The organism is Streptomyces roseochromogenus subsp. oscitans DS 12.976 (assembly GCF_000497445.1).
Taxonomy (GTDB): Bacteria; Actinomycetota; Actinomycetes; order Streptomycetales; family Streptomycetaceae; genus Streptomyces; species Streptomyces oscitans.
Window position 1 is genome coordinate 8,314,758 of the sequence record NZ_CM002285.1, and the last position, 16,371, is coordinate 8,331,128.

The following is a 16,371-nucleotide window of genomic DNA, read 5'->3' on the forward strand; positions in this document are numbered from 1 at the left end:
CGCGACCAGCCAGGACGGCGCCGCAGACCACCGATGGCACAGCGCGGCACTCTCAACGGCGTTCGCGCCGTCCCCGCCACGCTTCGATCAGCAGCGGCAGCATCGACACGACGACCACCACGGCCACCAGCGGCAGCAGATAGTCGTCGAGGTGCGGAACGGACGCCCCCAGGCTGTACCCCGCGAGGACGAGCGCCTGCGACCACACCACACCGCCGACGCTCTGCCACAGCGTGAGCGTCCGCACGGGCACCCCGAGCGCGCCGGCCACCGGATGCAGAACCGTCCGCAGGAACGGCACGAACCGGCCGATGACCAGCGCCTTCCCGTAGCCGTACCGCGCGAGCAGTTCCTCGGCCCGCGCGGCCGCCGTCTTGACCCGCCGGCTGGAGGTGCGGGCCAGCAGGGCCCGGCCGCCGTGCCGGCCGATCAGATACCCGGCCTGTCCGCCGGCCACCGCCCCGACGGCCGCGCACAGCAGCACCTGCCACAGCGCGAGCCGGGGCGGCTGGTGAGCGGTGCCGGCGCACAGGACACCGGCGGGGAACAGCAGCGTGTCGCCGGGCAGGAAGAAGCCGACCACCAGCAGACCGGACTCGGCGAAGATCACCACCAGGACGCCGAGCGCGCCGAAGGCGGCCAGCACCGAGGCGCTGTTCATCGGGTTGACGGCTGTCACCTGGCCGAGCCTCCTCGCAGGGGTACTCGCTCACCAGCATCGCCCGCGCATCCCGAAACCGCCCGCGTCATGACCGGACCGTTCCGGGAGACCGGCCGCGACACCGAGCGGCGCCGGGCGACGGGTCGCGAGTCACCGGGGCCCCGCCGGGCGTCGGGTCAGGCGGACCGGAGCAGTTCGCGCAGCACGGTGGTGTCCATGGCATGGGCCCGGGACGGGAAGACCTTGCCGACGAGCACCGGCTGCGTCTCAGGGCCGGGGTCGGCGACGCCGTCGGACAGGACGAGGACGCGGTGGCCGCGATCGGCGGCCTCGATGAGGGGGACAGGACGACGCCCCTGGTGCTGATTCCGGCGAGCACCAGGGTGCCGATGCCGCGGTCGCTCAGCTGCTGGTGGAGGTCGGTCGTGGAGGCCGAGCCGTAGCGGATCTCGCGTACGGCGATGTCGCCGCCCGCGGGCACGATCCGTTCGTCGATCTGCGTGACCGGGTCCTCGTGGTGCGGGGAGGGGGGCTCACGAAGGGTTCTCCTGGTGGGGGGTTTGCCGGTTTTCCCGGTTTCCCGGGCCGTGCGGGGTATCGGCCCGTCGGCCGGGCTCGCGGCGCATCAGCCGTCGGTCGAGGGTCGCTCGCGCCGTCGTGGAAGACGAGGCCGCCGATCACGGCGGAGGCGATGGTTCCGAGGTATCCGAAGGTCCGGAACAGTCCGGAGGCGGTGCTGATCTGGTCCTGTGGCACGTCCAGGCAGAACGCGGTCTGGTTGCCGACCGTGGCGGCGGCGGCCGAGGTGACGCCGAAGACCAGGGAGACCGGCACGATGGCGATCGCCGGGCTGCGCGAGGTGAGCCGCATGATGCCGACCGAGCCGAGCAGCATGGTCACCGCCGAGGCGATCAGCGGTCCGCGTACCAGGTTGCGGCTGGCGAGCGGCCGCGAGGGCAGCGCGGAGACGGCGCCCATCGGCAGCAGCAGAAGTCCGGCCGCCACGGCGGACATCCCGTGTGCGGCCTCCATCCAGGGTGAGTGCCTGGGCACGGCCACCAGGACGAAGACGGCTGGCGCGGCCCATGCGAGCTGCGGCAGCCGCATCAGGAAGATGACCAGCGCGCTCATCGACACCGCGAAGCCGAGGGTGCCGGGCAGGTCGATCCGGTAGGCGACCTGGCGCCGGCGGCTGTCACGGCGGTCGAGCGGCGGATCCTCGGGCAGCCATCGCCATCGCCATCGCGATCGCGGTGACCGGGATGTTGATCAGGACGGCCCAGCGCCAGCCCGCGGCGCCCGCCAGCAGCCCGCCGATCGGCGGTCCGACGGCGGTGGTGGCCATGTCCGCGATCGCGACTCCGCCGAGCGCCCCGCCTGGCGGAGCTTCTCCTGTGGGACGGCGCTGGCCGGATAGAGCGAGGAGACCGGTACGGCGGTGCCGCCCACGGAGACGTGCAGCTCGGTGGCGATGGGCACCAGGGGCGATGGGCACCAGGGCGGTCCCGATGAAGGAGCTGTTGACGGAGTTGAGGCTGGAGCCCACGTAGAGCGGGGTGGTGAACCTCCACGCGAAGGGCTCGCGGGCGAGATCGCCGGCCGGGGCCTCGGCCTGCCCGGTGCCGGTCGTCCTGGGGCGCCGTCGCCGTCGCCGGACATCGCGCTGTCGCTCAGATCGGCCCCGGCGAGCCGCTCCAGCAGCTCGATGGCGTTCTCCAGGACCTTGAGCTCGTCCGGCGCGACGACCTGGTCGATGGCGCACGCCAGGAAGGAGGCGCGGCCGGCGAACAGCTTGTGGACCAGCTCGGTCGCGGACGGAGAGGGACTCATCAGCTGCCGGCGGCCGTCCTGCGGGTCCGGCTCGCTGTGGGTCAGGCCGGCGGCCTTGAGTACCGCCAGGCTCTGCGCGATGGACTGCGGGCCGGCGTGCTCCACGTGGCGAGCCGCGCCGCGGTGACCGGGCCCTCCCGCACCACGCTCGCCGGCAAGCCGAGCTGTGTGGGTGTCAGACCGGTCGCATGCTGCCCCGACTCCGCGCAGGCGTGCGCGGAGCCGTTTCATCGCGTCGTGGAGGCGCTGCGCGGTCGCGGTGGACTGCTGCGGCCTGGGGTTCGTGTTCATGACCGCAGCCCAAGAACTCGACAAGCAGGTCTGCCAAGTTGCTTGGCGAGCTCGGCGGGGGTGGGGCTCAGGCGTGGGCCCTGAGGAATTCGATGAGCGCCGTGTTCACCTCGTCCGGGCGCTCCTGCTGGGTCCAGTGTCCGCAGCCCGACAGTTCGAGGGGCTCGCGCCACAGATTGGGCATGAGGCCGGGGAGTTTCGCGATGAGCTCGGGCGTACCCGGGAACGCGGGGACGACATCGCGGTCGCCGTAGATGTAGAGGGCGGGCCGGGTGACGCGGGCGCCGTGCCACGGAGCGGTCAGTTCCCAGTTGCGGTCGAGGTTGCGGTACCAGTTGAGAGCGCCGGTGAAGCCCTTGGAGAAACTCTCGGTGAGCGCGTCGAGGTCGTCCTCGGTGAACCACTCCGGCAGTACGTCGGGGTCCTGCATGTCCGCGAGCCAGCCGCGCTCGGGGTCGACAAGTGGCTGTTGGCCGTCGCCGGCGTGCGGTGCGTCGCCGGAACCCCAGTAGAAGAACTTCCGCAGAGTGGTGCGCGTGTCCTTTGCGAACTCGGCGTCGGCGACACCCGGCCGGTTGAAGTAGTTCCAGTAGAAGCGGCCGCCGAACATCTTGTCCATGGCGGCCAGCGGGGCCTGTGTCCCCCGGAACGGCGGCGGCACGCTGAGCCCGGCCACCGCGCGCACCAGGTCGGGCCGCAGCAGCGCGGTGTGCCAGGCGACCGGTGCGCCCCAGTCGTGCCCGACGACGTACGCCTGCTCCTCGCCCAGGGCCTGCACCAGCCCGACGACGTCACCGACGAGGTGGAGGATGGAGTACGCGCCGACGTCCTCGGGACGGTCGCTGCGTCCGTATCCACGCTGGTCGGGGGCGACCACGCGGAAGCCCGCCTCGGCCAGCGGGCCGAACTGGTGGTGCCAGGAGTGCCATGACTCGGGGAAGCCGTGCAGGAGCACCACCAGGGGGCCGTCGCCCTGCTCGGCGATGTGCAGCCGAATGCCGTTCACGTCAATCATTCGATGCTCAACCATGCACCCGAGCGTACGTGAAGTGATCTTCGGTGCGGCGCTTTGAACTGCCGCTCCGCGGCCGTCCGTCGCCGTACCGGCGTGCGCTGTCAGGTCGTCCGCCAGCCGCCGCAGGCAGCGGTTCAGGTGCCGCCGTCAGAACGGGCCCGAGAAGCGCAACTTCGGCTCGACGGTCCCGGACCAGGTGATGTCGGTGCCACCCTGCGGCGCCTAGCCGAGTTCGACCGTACCCCGACAGGAGCGGAACTCGACGATGGGGACCCGACTCGTCCCCGTCTCGCGGCGGCGCGGCGTACGACCCGCGAGGGCGGTCCGTGCCGGGGTCCGGTGCCGTCGCCGTGGCAGCCCCGGGTCGCGGCAGAGCACTTGGCGGCCACGGTCCTGGCCCCGTCAGGGTCGGGCGAGGGCACGTCGGCGTCCCAGGGGGAGACGACGTCTTGGCGACGGAAGCATCGGCTGACGCCGCGCGGGACGTTCGCCACGCTGGACGCGCAGAACACTGGTTGTTCAGAACAAAGGAGGCTGACCGTTGGAGGCGCCGAGACCGCCGTCGACGGGGATGTGGGCGCCGTTGACGAAACGGGCGTCGGAGCTGGCCAGGAAGGCGATGACATCGGCGACTTCAGCCGGTTCGGCGGGGCGCCGCATGGGGATGCGCTGCCGGAACGCGGCGAGCGTCTCCTCGTTCTCGACGATGGGCGCGACCACCGCGGTGCGGGTGAGACTCGGGTGTACGGCGTTGACCCGCACGCCTTCGTGGCCGTGATCGAGGGCCATGGCGTTGGTCAGGTTGACCAGTGCTCCCTTGGCGGCGTTGTAGGCGGCGAGGCCCCAGTCCCCGCCGAGCCCGGACACGGAGCCGACGTTGACGATGCAGCCGCCGTTGCGCCGCAGATGAGGCAGCGCGGCCCGGGACGCGAAGAAGACGCCGTCGACATCGACCGCGAAGATCTGGCGCCAGGTGGGGGTGTCGGTGTGCTCGACGGTTCCGGGCGCGGCGATGGCGGCGTTGTTGACCAGCACGTCCAGTCGGCCGTATTCCTGCGCCACTCCGTCGATCACTGCGGTGACCGCCGACTCGTCGGAGACGTCCGCGACGCGTGGGACGATCGTCGAACCGGCCGGGGCCTCGGCGGCGGCCGCCTTGAGCCGGTCCTCGGTCCGCCCTACGGCGATCACCGTGGCGCCTTCGCGCCCGAGACGGTACGCGGTGGCGGCGCCGATGCCGGACCCGCCGCCGGTGACGATCACGACCTTGCCGGTGAACCGCTTCCCGTCCACAGTCACTCCTCATCGCACGCCAACCGGTCAGTCACCGGTGTCAGGTAAACCGACAGCGAGAGACGGCGCAAGAGCGCCGCCTGCGAGCGGAAACATACAGACACAGGACCTGGTCCGGCCGGGGCCGTCGGGGTTGCGTTGCGGAGTCGGTGCGGCACTCCCGGCCAGGTCCCCCTCGGTGACGAACGCCCCGGTCTGGTAGTTCTCGGCCACTGTCCCCGCACATCAACGCGGATCCGGTCCGGGAGTCCCACCGGGCTGGGTCGAGTAAGTGCCGCCGCACGACGCCCGCATACTCGGCCGACTTCCAGCCGTTCTGCACGCCGCCGATCCAGGCTGTTTCTGTTCGCACCTATGTCTCGTGCGATTACGGTGTCGCTTCTTCTGAAAGACATTCACCGAAGGGCGAGAGGGAGTCCGTACGACGCAAGGAGGCCTGACATCCATGTCCAGCACCAGCGTGAAGAACCCTGTAGGCCGGGCCTATCTTGGCGATGTGTTTATGCGCCACCCACTGACGACGCGAAACCAGGAGGAGCTCGACATCGCCGCCAAGGCTGATTCCATCCTGAGTCGCCAGCCGAACGCACTGAAGAGGGTCCCTGAGGGCGGGGGAAAGCCGATCAGCCCTGTCGGTTTTTCCTTGAACCAGGTGCGTTACGGGGGATTTCCGCAAGAGGAGGATACGGCGCATCAGCGCGGGTGGCGGGCCTACATGAACTTGGGCGTGCCCCTCATCGAAGAGCAGAGCGACATCGAGCAGCCTCCCCCCGACATGTTCTCCAAGCAGACGTACATCAATGGAACCGACCCTGTCGAAGTCACCGCGACGGACACGGTCGAGTTCTCGATCTCGAACACGATCAGCTGGTCGCTCCAGGGGCAGGTGCAACTCACGTTCGGGGCGAAATCGTCCGTGTCGTTACAGCAGCAGCTGCAGAAGAGCATGGCGGTGAACCAGTCCCAGAAGACCACCCTGAAGAACAGCAAGGACAATCAGGGCGTCGACAACGAGTCCCAGTCGCAATCGACAAGTACGACGACGGCCACGGGTTCGGCCACGGGGACTGGTGAATTGTCGGCACAGCTGATGCTCGGGGTCACCGCTTCGGTCAGCGGTTCGCTGACCACTTCCTGGAAGCACACGTCAGCGATCAGTGTGAAAGTCAGCAGTCGGGTGGACGTGCTGGCCACGACGCGACGTCAGATCAGGAGGTTCGGCTACGAATTTCCTGTCACCTTCGGTGGGTGGGTCGCCTTGTACTACCCCGAACCGGTAGCGGTCCAGTCGTCTCCACCGCAGGCCAAGGATCCGAAATACTCCCGGGTCATCGCCTGGCCACTCGGCGAACTCGCCGACAACAGCAATAACTTCGACATGGCCGACGAGGGAAAGCGGTTCATGCAGAAGGGGACGGCCGAAGTCGTCGCCGTCCGTGTGGGGGAGCATCGGGTCTTCCAGCCCGAAGAGATCGATTACAAGAACCAGAAGAAGCCCCTCTAGGAGAGCTGATGTCTTTCAAGAACGTCTTCGACAGCGGCGGCGACGAAGCCGGCTCAGCCGAGCAGTCCACCCAAGCGCTCAACAGTGACACCCCTGGCGCTGGAGACATCTCGGGGGCCGTGCGCGACCTGGAGGGTCAGCGCGACCCATGGCTGGTGCGCCAGACGGCGCACGGGGCGCTCGATGTGATGGGGTTCCTCGGCCCCCTCTTCCAGAAGTTCCAGGACGTGTCCGCCGATCAGCGTCAGGTCTCCGAAGATCCCGGTTCGGTGTCCGGCATGGCATCGTCGGCCATGGACAAGGCATCCGCATCACTGAAGGTGGAGATCCGCGACGAAGACCTGCCGCGCATCAGCGACACCAGGAGCTTCCTCCTGATCACGACGGGTCTGGGGAGGTCCGAAGGTCTCGCGGTGGACCCGGCACGGAAGACGGCGTACGTCCCTGACCGGAGCGGCCGGAAGCTGTCCGTGGTGGATCTCGCCACCGGCGCCCAACGCGTGGTCGCCGGCGGCCTGGGCGACATCGGCGACGTGGCCGTGGACCGGAACGGCACGGCCTACACCACGGACTACGGCGGCTCCCGTCTGCTCGCGGTGGACCTGGCCAACGGCTCCTCCCGCCAGGTCGCCGCCGTCCCGGCGGCGTACGGCGTCGCGCTGGACGGAACCGGCAAGGCCTATGTCGCCAACTGGAACGACGGACAGCTCGTCGCGGTCGACCTGCAGAGCGGCGAGAAGAAGACGATCGCCAGCGGTCTGGTGCACGCCTCCGGAGTGGCGCTGGACCGGAACGGCAAGGCGTACGTGGGCCAGAGCGACGGCACCACCCTGTACGAGGTCGACCTGGCCGACGGCACCAAACGTGTCGTGACCAGCCTCCCGGCGGCGAACACCGCCCGCGTGGAACTCGACGGCGCCGGCAAGGCATATGTCACCGATCAGTCCGGCGGCCGGCTGTACGAGGTCGGCCTGGCCGACGGCGCGCAGCGTGTGGTGGCCTCCGGCCTCGGCCACCCCTTCGGCGTCGCGCTGGACGGCGGCAACGGCCAGATCTACGTCAGCAACCAGGAGGGCCAGTTGTGGCGGCTGTCCCAACGCGCCGCCCAGGCCCTGGGAGGCATCGGGAAAGTCGTGGCGTGAGCGCCCGTGCGTGACGGGTCGTCCGGAAGCGCTGCCCCGGATGACCCGTCATCGCACCATGGTGCTCCGCACCAGGAGACCGTCTGGCACCCGGACTCAGGACCGTGCCGGTGGCAAGGGCGGCAGCTGTTTCTCGTGGAGCCACGCGTGCAGCACCGGCTCGACGGCCGTCGGCGCGTACCGGCCGGCATGGGCGATGAAGGCGGCGGTGTCGGCGCTGCCGCCGCGGTGCGCGTGGTGCCAGCCGCGCAGCAGGGCGAAGAAGCGGTCGTCGCCCAGCGTCAGCCGCAGGGCGTGGAGCGTACACGCGCCCCTGTTGTAGACGCGGTCGTCGAAGATGCGGTCCGGTCCGGGGTCGGCGATCCGCAGGCGCTGCGGCCTCCTCGCCAGCGTGTGCCAGGCCGCCCGGGCGATGGTGTCCGCGGAGTCCTCGCCGATGTGCTCCGACCACAGCCATTCGCCGTAGGTGGCGAAGCCCTCGTTCAGCCAGATGTCGCGCCAGTCCCGCAGACTCACGCTGTTGCCGTACCACTGGTGGACGAGTTCGTGGGCGACGAGCGTCTCCCACGTCCGGGCGCCGTCCACGTGGTTGCGCCCGAAGACGGACGCGGTCTGGTTCTCCACGGGCTGGTCCAGCTCGGCGTCCACGACGACCGCGCCGTAGGTCTCGAAGGGATACGGCCCGAACCAGCCGGTGAACACCTCGAACATGGCGGGCTGGCGGGCCAGATCGTACCGGGCCCGGCGGGACAGATAGGTGGGGTACGCGTCGCGGCCGGTGACCCGGCGGCCGGTCGAGGTGTCCCGGGCTTCCCAGGTGTCGTGGGTGAAGCGGCCGGTGTACAGCGCTGCGAGATAGGGAGCCATGGGGCCGGGGTGGTGGTACGTCCAGCACTCGGTGGGCCCCCTGCGGCTCCGGTCCACGAGAGCGCCGTTGGCGAGCGCGTGGTGACCGCGCGGCACGGTCACCCGGAAGGTGAACTCGGCCTTGTCGTCCGGACGGTCGTTGCACGGGAACCACGACGGGGCACCGAGCGGCTGGGCGGCCACCAGTGTCCCCTCGTTGGCGTCGCCGGTACGGTCCCAGCCGATCTGCCCGAACGGCGTGCGCACCGGGCCGGGCCGGCCGCCGTAGCCGATCTCCATGGTGAAGGGCGTGCCCGCCGCGATGGGGCGCCGCACGGGCAGGACCAGCTTGTTCCGTTTCCGGCCCGGACCGACGACGGCCCCGTCGATCCGGGCGTCGTGCACGGTCAGGCCCGCGAGATCCAGCTCGACCTGCCGTAGCGGCCGGTCCGCCACCGCCTGGATGCGGGCCCGGCCGTCGAGCGTGCCGGCGGCAGGGTCGTACGCCAGGTGCAGGTCGTAGGAGAGCGTGCGGTGGCCGTACGTTCCGTGGCTCGGAAAGTAGCGTTCGGCCTGCCTCGCCCCCTCGTCGGCGGCCGTCGCGGCCAACGGCACCAGCGCCGCGCCGCGGATCAGCGTCCGCCGGCTGCACCAGGTCACGCCGCCTCACCTCCGGCGAGCGGTGCGGCGGTGCCGGTCGCGGAGACACCGGCGATGGGGTTGCCGGCCCAGCGGGTGCCGTCGGGCACCGTCTCACCGCGCATCACGAGGGACGACGCGGCGATGGACGCGCCGGTGCCGATGGTGGTGCCGGGCAGGGCGATGCTGTGCGGGCCCAGGGAGGCGCCCGCCGCCAGGTGCACGGTGTCCATCCGCATGATCCGGTCGTGGAAGAGGTGGGTCTGCAGCACGCAGCCGCGGTTGACGCTTGCCCCGTCGTCCAGGCGGATCAGATCGGTCTCCGGCAGCCAGTAGGTCTCGCACCACACCCCGCGTCCGATGCGTGCGCCAAGGCTGCGCAGCCACCAGTTCAGTGCGGGCGTCCCCAGGTGCGCTCCCGCCCCCCACGGAACGGCCAGCACCTCCACGAACGTGTCGAACAGCTCGTTGCGCCACACGAACGACGACCACAGCGGACGCTCGCCCGGCTGGAAGCGGCCCACGAGCAGCCATTTGGCACCGGTCGTGGTCAGACAGGCCACCAGGGACGCGGCCAGCAGCAGCGGAGCGCCGACGAGCGCGACCAGAGGCAGGCCGCCGAGGTCAAGGGCTTCCTGCTCGGTGAGCAGCACGCCCTCGGCCAGCAGCGTGCCGATGATCACCGGCAGCAGACGGCACAGCTCCACGGCCGCGCGGGCCGCCACCAGCCGCCGGGGCGGCGCGAACGTCCGGGCCGGATCGGCGGCACCGGCCACCCGGGGCAACGGCATCGCCGGCCGCCCGATCCACGACATCCCGGGCTCGCCCTGCGCCGGCGCGTCGGAGAGGACACCCACCAGGGCGTGGTCGGCGACGTCGCGGCCGGGGTCGACGATCCCCGAGTTGCCGACGAACGCCCGCGAGCCGATGCGCACCGGCCCCAACCGCATCCATCCGCCGCGCAGTTCGAACGGCGCGACGAGCGTGTCGTCGGCGAGGAACGCCCCGTCGTCCACCTGGAGCAGCGACGGCAGGGGCAGCACGGTCGAGATCTCGGTGCCGCGGCCGACACGCGCGCCGAGCAGCCGCAGCCAGTACGGCGTGGCCAGGCTCGCGTAGAGGGGGAACAGGCTTCCCCGGGCGCCGTCGAGGATGCGTGTCACCAGCCACGCGCGCCAGGCCACCCCGCCGTCCGCGCGGTGCAGACCCGGTGTGATCGAGCGGTTCAGCAGGCGTACGGTGAGCGCGCTGATCAGCATCCCGCACACCGTGGTCGTCACCGCGAACAGCGGTGCGGTGGCGAGCAGTTTCAGGGCCGCCCCGGAAAGCGTCGCGGTGTGGCGCACCAGCAGCCAGGTGGCGAACAGCGCCGGCGCCGCCGCCAGCAGGGACAGCAGCGGCAGCACGGTGAGGGACAGCGCGTAGGCCAGGTGCCAGCGGCGCCGACGGTCCTGCGGCGGCGCGGGCCACCCGGCGCCGGCGATGCGTTCGGCGGGCTCGGCCGGCCGGGCCGGTGAGCCGGTCCACACATGACCGTCCGGGATCCGGGCGTCCAGGCAGCTGCCCGCGGTCAGCTCCGCACCGCGCCCCACGACAGCGCCCGGCAGCAGCGTGCTGCGGTGGCCCACCCGAGCGCCCGCGCCGATGGAGATCCGGCCGATGTGCAGCGTGTCACCGTCGAGCCACCAGCCCGCGATGTCCGCCTCGGGCTCGACGCTGCATCCGTCGCCCAGCTCGGCCTGGCCCGTCACCGGGGGCATGGTGTGCAACCGCACGTCCCGCCCGGTCCCGCAGCCCAGGAGCCGGGCGTACCGCGCGGCCCACGGGGTGCCGAGCAGCGACGGGACGCCGAACGCCGCCACCGCCCGTTCCGCGCTCCACAGCCGCAGATGGACCGCTCCGCCGCGCGGATGGGCGCCCGGAGTGATCGAGCCGGCCAGCGCGCGGGCCAGGCCCGCCCCGATCAGACAGCGTATCGGCGCGCTGAACAGCACCGCCCAGCCCACGAGGATCAGCCACCACGATGTGTGCGGAGCCCAGCTGTGCGGCGCCACCCAGCCGAGCACGTCGTCCGCCGCCGCCAGGCCGACCAGGCCGCGCAGCCCCGTGATCGCGTAGCCGGCCAGGGAGACGAAGAACTGCACGACGGCGGTCCGCCGGGGTACCGGCCGGGCCGGCTGTACGGCCTCCGCAGTGCCGGCGAGGGAGTCGAGGTGGGCGGCCATGCGGTGCAGCACCGAGTGCCGGTAGAGGTCGGCGACGGACAGTCCCGGATACTCCTCGCGCAGCACCGACGCCATACGTGCCGCGGTCAGACTGGTGCCGCCGAGCCCCACGAAGTCGCTGTCGGGGCCGGGCCGCAGGCCGAGCAGCTGCTCCCAGACGTCCGCCAGCCGCGCGGCCGTTCCGTGCAGCTGGTGAACCGTGCCACCGGCACCCTCGCCGTCGGCGAGCGGCACCGGCCAGGGCAGGGCTTTCCGGTCGGCCTTCCCCGAGGCACGCGTGGGCAGATCGGCCACCTCGGCCAGCAGCGGCACCAGCGGTGCGGGCAGCCGCTCGCTCAGCAGTGCCCTGGCCTTGTCGGCCTCGAAGACGGCCTGTCCGTCGCGGGCCGGCTCCGGGACGACGTAGCCCACCAGCACCTGTGCGCCGGCCGCCGTCGACTGTACGGCTGCGGCCGCCCCGCGCACCCCGGGCAGGGCGAGCAGGGCCGCGTCGATCTCGCCGAGTTCGACGCGCCGTCCGCCGAGCTTGACCTGGTCGTCGACGCGTCCCAGGAACACCAGTCCCTCGGCGTCGGCGCGCACCAGATCGCCCGAGCGGTAGGCGCGCGGCGAGTCGAGGGCGGGGCATGGCCGGAAGCGCTCCGCGTCCTTGACGGGGTCGAGGTAGCGCGCGGTTCCGGCGCCGGCGATGACCAGCTCGCCCTGCTCTCCGTACGCCACCGGTTCCCCGGCCTCGTCGACCACGGCCAGCTCCCAGCCCGCCAGCGGCAGTCCGATGCGGACCGGACGCCGGGGCTCCAGCCGGGCGGCGCAGGCCACGACGGTGGCTTCCGTGGGGCCGTAGGTGTTCCACATCTCCCTCTCAGGCCCCGCGAACCGTTCGACGAGGCCGGGAGGGCAGGCCTCGCCGCCGAGGATGAGCAACCGGACCCGGCGCAACGCCGCTTCGGGCCACATGGCCAGCAGGGTCGGGACGGTGGAGACGACGGTGATGTCACGCTCGTCGAGCCAGCCGCCGAGTTCGTGGCCGGCCCGCACCAGTGAGCGTTCGGCCGGCACCAGACAGGCGCCCGAGCGCCAGGCCAGCCACATCTCCTCGCAGGAGGCGTCGAAGGCGACGGACAGCCCTGCCAGGACGCGGTCGCCGGGGCCCAGCGGCCGGCCGGGCAGGAACAGGTCCGCCTCGGCGTCGACGAAGGCGGCGGCGGAGCGATGGGTGACGGCCACGCCCTTCGGCGCGCCGGTCGAACCGGACGTGAAGATGATCCACGCGTCGTCGCCGGGCGCGGGCGCACCGCGGTCCACCGCGGCTCCGCACGGTGGCGCAAGGTCCACGGGCTGCGGATACGGCCCCAGCACGCGGCACACGCCCGCCTCGCGGAAGACAGTGGCGGCACGCTCCTCAGGGTCGTCGGCGTCGACCGGCACATAGGCCGCTCCGCAGTACAGGATCGCGAGGATCGACAGATACAGCTCCGCGGTACCCGACGGGACCCGGACTCCCACCCGGTCGCCGGGGCCGATTCCCAGTACGGCGAGCCGCTGTGCGCGGCGGTCGGCCTCGGCGCACAGCTGACGGTAGGTCAACATCTCGGTACCCGTGTCCAGGGCGGGCACGTCCGGGTGTATGGCGGCGGTGGACTGCAGGACGTCGATGAGGGTGCGCGGCGACGCAGCTGCCCCGGAGCGGAACAGCGCCCGGTCGCCGGGCGGGTTGTGGGGAGGGTGAGGCGCATCGAGTGCGGGCGAAGACAATGTCGTGCCTCTGGTGTTCGGCCCCGACGGGCTTGGGTTGTTGCTTTACGCGGTGTCAGATGCCCTTACGTCACAAGATGGTTCACCAACCCATTGCAATTGATTCACAACCTAATCATGGGCCGAAATTGATGAACTGCAAACCAGGGCGAGGGGTGTTGGTTTCAGTGGTTGTGCGTTGTCTTCTGCCCCGGAAAGAAGGTGGTGTGAGAATGGTTCGGATTCTCTGGCGGAGTTCTTGCCGAAGTCATGTAACTGGTTCGCAGCACTTTACTGAGCTTGAACTCATGGTGTCGCGGTGACATATCTGGTCCGGAGGGCGAGTCCGTGGGTGTACCGGGGGGAGTTGCGATCTTCGGCCGCTCCGGAGGGCAACAGGTGCAGTGCTGGTGCCGCTGTGGGGCAGGCCGACCTTGGCGGCGGTGGACCGCAGTCGGGCAGTGACCAGTTCACTCACACGGTGCCCGGACTCGGGCTGCGCTGGCCGGTTGTGGAGGTTGTGGAGCGGGCTGTCGCAGGGGCCGTCCTGCCGGGGCCGGAGGGCGAGGTCGGGAACCTGGTCGGTGGTGCGGCGGCTCGTGCCGTTCAGCAGGCCGTCCCGGTGCGACTCGTCCACGGCCCAACTCCCGCGGGCATGCTCGCAGGTGGAGCGCCAGCAGCGTGGACCCGCTCAGGTCCGGCGCGAGCAGATGCGGGGAGACGGTGTCGCCGCCGGCCCTGACCCGAACAACTGCCGGGAACGAACCCGTCGGGTCGGCACCGGATACAGACTGGCCTCGAATGCGACCAGGCAGTCCTTGACGCCGTACCGCGGATGCCGGTCAGCGACGAGATGGGGCCGCTTCGGCAACGGCCGCAGGGCAGCGTGATCCCGCTTGGCCAGCAGACCGATCACCTCCAGGTGCGTGCCGGTGGTCCCGCGCCCGCCGCAACGGCACCCCGTTCACGAAGGCCGCGTCCAGCCCGATGACCGAGCCGAAGGACCGCCCGGCCGGCACATGATCACGGACGATGCGAAGTTGTAGTGCCCGGCAAACGCGACCGCCTCCGGGCGCACGGGAACCACCTCGCCCGGGGCGACGTGACGGCGCACGACCGTCTTGGTCCGGTCGTGGACGATCGTCCTCGGGACGCCGTAGAAGTGGGCCAACGCCCGCCGGTGGCGGTTCCAGAACGTCGCCAGCTCCATCGATAGCGCCGCCGGTATCCACGCGCCCGCCGGTCGCCCGGCGGACAGTGTGGTGCGTGAGCGTGAGTCCACCGTGCCACCCGTGCGGCCTTGGCGACCAACTTCCACCCCCGCATTCCACGTGTCCTTGTCGTCCGCCACGACGCGAAGGAGTCCGGGCCGGCGAGAGCCTGAGCCTGGTCCGGCAGATCGAGACTCTCCGTCCAGGAGAGGAAGTCCAGGGCCGGCTCCCTCGCCAACCGCACCTGTGACCAGCTTCGGGCCAGGGCGCCCCTTGGGTATCTGCAGGACGAGGACAGGACGAAACGCATTGCAGGAGGCCGGCACCGTGACACACTGTGCTGAGCGGGCCCAGCGGAAGGCGCCTGATGGGCAAACGCCCAGGTCAGGCGCCTTCTCTCGTGCCTCTAGAAGAAGCCGAGCTTCTTCGGTGAATACGAGACGAGGAGGTTCTTGGTCTGCTGGTAGTGCTCCAGCATCATCTTGTGCGTCTCGCGGCCGATCCCGGACTGCTTGTAGCCGCCGAACGCCGCGTGCGCCGGGTAGGCGTGGTAACAGTTGGTCCACACACGGCCCGCCTGGATCGCGCGGCCCGCGCGGTAGGCGGTGTTGGCGTCTCGCGTCCAGACGCCCGCGCCGAGTCCGTACAGCGTGTCGTTGGCGATCTTGATGGCGTCGTCGAAGTCGTCGAAGGACGCCACCGAGACGACCGGGCCGAAGATCTCCTCCTGGAAGATCCGCATGCGGTTGTCGCCCTCGAAGATCGTGGGCTGGACGTAGTAACCGCCCTTCAGCTCGCCGTCGTACTCGACGCGTTCACCGCCCGTGAGTACCTTCGCGCCCTCCTGCCGGCCGATGTCCAGGTAGGAGAGGATCTTCTCCAGCTGGTCGTTGGAGGCCTGGGCGCCGATCATCGTGTCGGTGTCGAGCGGGTGGCCCGGCTTGATCTGCCGGGTGCGTTCGACCGCCGCCTGGAGGAAGTCCGCGTAGTGGCCGCGCTGGATCAGCGCCCGGGACGGACAGGTGCAGACCTCGCCCTGGTTGAGCGCGAACATGGTGAAGCCCTCGAGCGCCTTGTCCCGGAAGTCGTCGTCGTGGGCCCAGACGTCGTCGAAGAAGATGTTCGGGGACTTGCCGCCGAGCTCCAGGGTGACGGGCTTGATGTTCTCCGAGGCGTACTGCATGATCAGCCGCCCGGTCGTGGTCTCCCCGGTGAACGCCACCTTCGCCACCCGCGGGCTCGACGCCAGCGGCTTGCCCGCCTCCACACCGAAGCCGTTGACGATGTTCAGCACGCCCGGCGGCAGCAGGTCGGCGATAAGACTCACCCAGTAGTGGATGGAGGCCGGGGTCTGCTCGGCGGGCTTGAGGACGACCGCGTTGCCCCCGGCGAGCGCCGGCGCGAGTTTCCACGCCGCCATCAGGATCGGGAAGTTCCACGGGATGATCTGCGCGACGACCCCGAGCGGCTCGTGGAAGTGGTACGCCACCGTGTCGTCGTCGATCTCGGCGAGCGACCCCTCCTGCGCGCGGATCGACCCCGCGAAGTAGCGGAAGTGGTCGATCGCCAGCGGGATGTCGGCCGCCAGCGTCTCCCGGACCGGCTTGCCGTTCTCCCAGCTCTCGGCCACCGCCAGGGGCTCCAGGTGGGCCGCCATACGGTCGGCGATCTTCAGCAGGATGTCGCTGCGCTCCGCCGCCGACGTTCGGCCCCACGCGGGCGCGGCCTCGTGCGCCGCGTCCAGTGCCCGCTCGACGTCCTCCGCGGTGCCGCGCGCGATCTCGGTGAACGGCTGCCCGTTGACCGGCGACGGATTCTCGAAGTACTGCCCGCGCACCGGCGGCACGTACTCGCCGCCGATGAAGTGGTCGTAGCGCGCCTGGTAGGAGACGATCGCGCCTTGGGTGCCCGGCGCCGCGTAACGAGTCATGCTGGTCTGCCTCCCGGTGCAGCGCTGCCCGCCGTTGGGCAGCGGTCGGC

Annotated in this window: 12 protein-coding genes and 1 pseudogene; 3 read left to right on the forward strand and 10 right to left on the reverse strand. The window is 70.8% G+C overall.

Going from position 1 to position 16,371, the window contains the following annotated elements:
- Nucleotides 1-52: 52 nt before the first annotated feature.
- Nucleotides 53-679 (reverse strand): DedA family protein, encoded by a 627-nt coding sequence (locus M878_RS85675; protein ID WP_023552625.1) that lies wholly within the window; start codon nt 677-679, stop codon nt 53-55.
- A 67-nt stretch (nt 680-746) separates the two neighbouring features.
- Nucleotides 747-1,259, reverse strand: coding sequence for an isochorismatase family protein (locus M878_RS95290; protein ID WP_342452759.1), 513 nt, complete (start codon nt 1,257-1,259; stop codon nt 747-749).
- Nucleotides 1,260-1,352: 93 nt separating this feature from the next.
- On the opposite strand from M878_RS95290, the gene M878_RS99080 reads away from it, so the two are divergent.
- Nucleotides 1,353-1,835: a hypothetical protein gene (locus M878_RS99080; protein WP_023552627.1), complete on the forward strand. Its 483-nt coding sequence runs from the start codon at nt 1,353-1,355 to the stop codon at nt 1,833-1,835.
- Nucleotides 1,836-1,856: 21 nt separating this feature from the next.
- On the opposite strand, the gene M878_RS99085 is transcribed toward M878_RS99080, so the two are convergent.
- The 4 genes and pseudogenes from M878_RS99085 to budC all read right to left on the reverse strand — a co-directional run bounded on the left by M878_RS99085 (nt 1,857) and on the right by budC (nt 5,090).
- Nucleotides 1,857-2,006, reverse strand: coding sequence for a hypothetical protein (locus M878_RS99085; protein WP_023552628.1), 150 nt, complete (start codon nt 2,004-2,006; stop codon nt 1,857-1,859).
- 311 nt (nt 2,007-2,317) lie between these two features.
- Nucleotides 2,318-2,782: pseudogene (locus M878_RS000000100495) on the reverse strand (MarR family winged helix-turn-helix transcriptional regulator); the annotation flags it as partial.
- 67 nt (nt 2,783-2,849) lie between these two features.
- Nucleotides 2,850-3,812 (reverse strand): alpha/beta fold hydrolase, encoded by a 963-nt coding sequence (locus tag M878_RS85695; RefSeq protein WP_031226804.1) that lies wholly within the window; start codon nt 3,810-3,812, stop codon nt 2,850-2,852.
- A 504-nt stretch (nt 3,813-4,316) separates the two neighbouring features.
- Complete coding sequence (gene budC / locus M878_RS85700; RefSeq protein WP_023552631.1) at nt 4,317-5,090, reverse strand: meso-2,3-butanediol dehydrogenase; 774 nt, start codon at nt 5,088-5,090, stop codon at nt 4,317-4,319.
- Between the two features lie 445 nt (nt 5,091-5,535).
- On the opposite strand from budC, the gene M878_RS85705 reads away from it, so the two are divergent.
- On the forward strand, nt 5,536-6,594 hold the full coding sequence (locus M878_RS85705; RefSeq protein ID WP_023552632.1) for a hypothetical protein: 1,059 nt from the start codon (nt 5,536-5,538) through the stop codon (nt 6,592-6,594).
- A gap of 8 nt (nt 6,595-6,602) precedes the next feature.
- Nucleotides 6,603-7,736: a Vgb family protein gene (locus tag M878_RS85710; protein WP_023552633.1), complete on the forward strand. Its 1,134-nt coding sequence runs from the start codon at nt 6,603-6,605 to the stop codon at nt 7,734-7,736.
- Nucleotides 7,737-7,832: 96 nt separating this feature from the next.
- Here M878_RS85710 and M878_RS85715 read toward each other — a convergent pair whose 3' ends face one another.
- The 4 genes from M878_RS85715 to adh all read right to left on the reverse strand — a co-directional run bounded on the left by M878_RS85715 (nt 7,833) and on the right by adh (nt 16,321).
- Nucleotides 7,833-9,242 (reverse strand): M1 family metallopeptidase, encoded by a 1,410-nt coding sequence (locus M878_RS85715; RefSeq protein WP_023552634.1) that lies wholly within the window; start codon nt 9,240-9,242, stop codon nt 7,833-7,835.
- Nucleotides 9,239-13,201, reverse strand: coding sequence for a Pls/PosA family non-ribosomal peptide synthetase (locus M878_RS85720; RefSeq protein ID WP_023552635.1), 3,963 nt, complete (start codon nt 13,199-13,201; stop codon nt 9,239-9,241). Before M878_RS85720 ends, M878_RS85715 begins: the two co-directional genes overlap by 4 nt.
- A 943-nt stretch (nt 13,202-14,144) precedes the next feature.
- The gene (locus M878_RS000000101525; RefSeq protein WP_158692827.1) at nt 14,145-14,531 is read right to left on the reverse strand and encodes a hypothetical protein; all 387 of its coding nucleotides are present in this window, start codon (nt 14,529-14,531) and stop codon (nt 14,145-14,147) included.
- A 266-nt stretch (nt 14,532-14,797) separates the two neighbouring features.
- The gene (gene adh / locus M878_RS85730) at nt 14,798-16,321 is read right to left on the reverse strand and encodes an aldehyde dehydrogenase (RefSeq protein WP_023552637.1); all 1,524 of its coding nucleotides are present in this window, start codon (nt 16,319-16,321) and stop codon (nt 14,798-14,800) included.
- Nucleotides 16,322-16,371: the final 50 nt, after the last annotated feature.

What these genes read in the sequence shown, in the direction of transcription:
- M878_RS99080 (WP_023552627.1), top strand. Translation starts at nt 1,353, where the DNA reads ATGGTTCCGAGGTATCCGAAGGTCCGGAACAGTCCGGAGGCGGTGCTG.
- M878_RS99085 (WP_023552628.1), bottom strand. Translation starts at nt 2,006, where the DNA reads ATGGCCACCACCGCCGTCGGACCGCCGATCGGCGGGCTGCTGGCGGGC.
- M878_RS85695 (WP_031226804.1), bottom strand. Translation starts at nt 3,812, where the DNA reads ATGGTTGAGCATCGAATGATTGACGTGAACGGCATTCGGCTGCACATC.
- M878_RS85705 (WP_023552632.1), top strand. Translation starts at nt 5,536, where the DNA reads ATGTCCAGCACCAGCGTGAAGAACCCTGTAGGCCGGGCCTATCTTGGC.
- M878_RS85710 (WP_023552633.1), top strand. Translation starts at nt 6,603, where the DNA reads ATGTCTTTCAAGAACGTCTTCGACAGCGGCGGCGACGAAGCCGGCTCA.
- adh (WP_023552637.1), bottom strand. Translation starts at nt 16,321, where the DNA reads ATGACTCGTTACGCGGCGCCGGGCACCCAAGGCGCGATCGTCTCCTAC.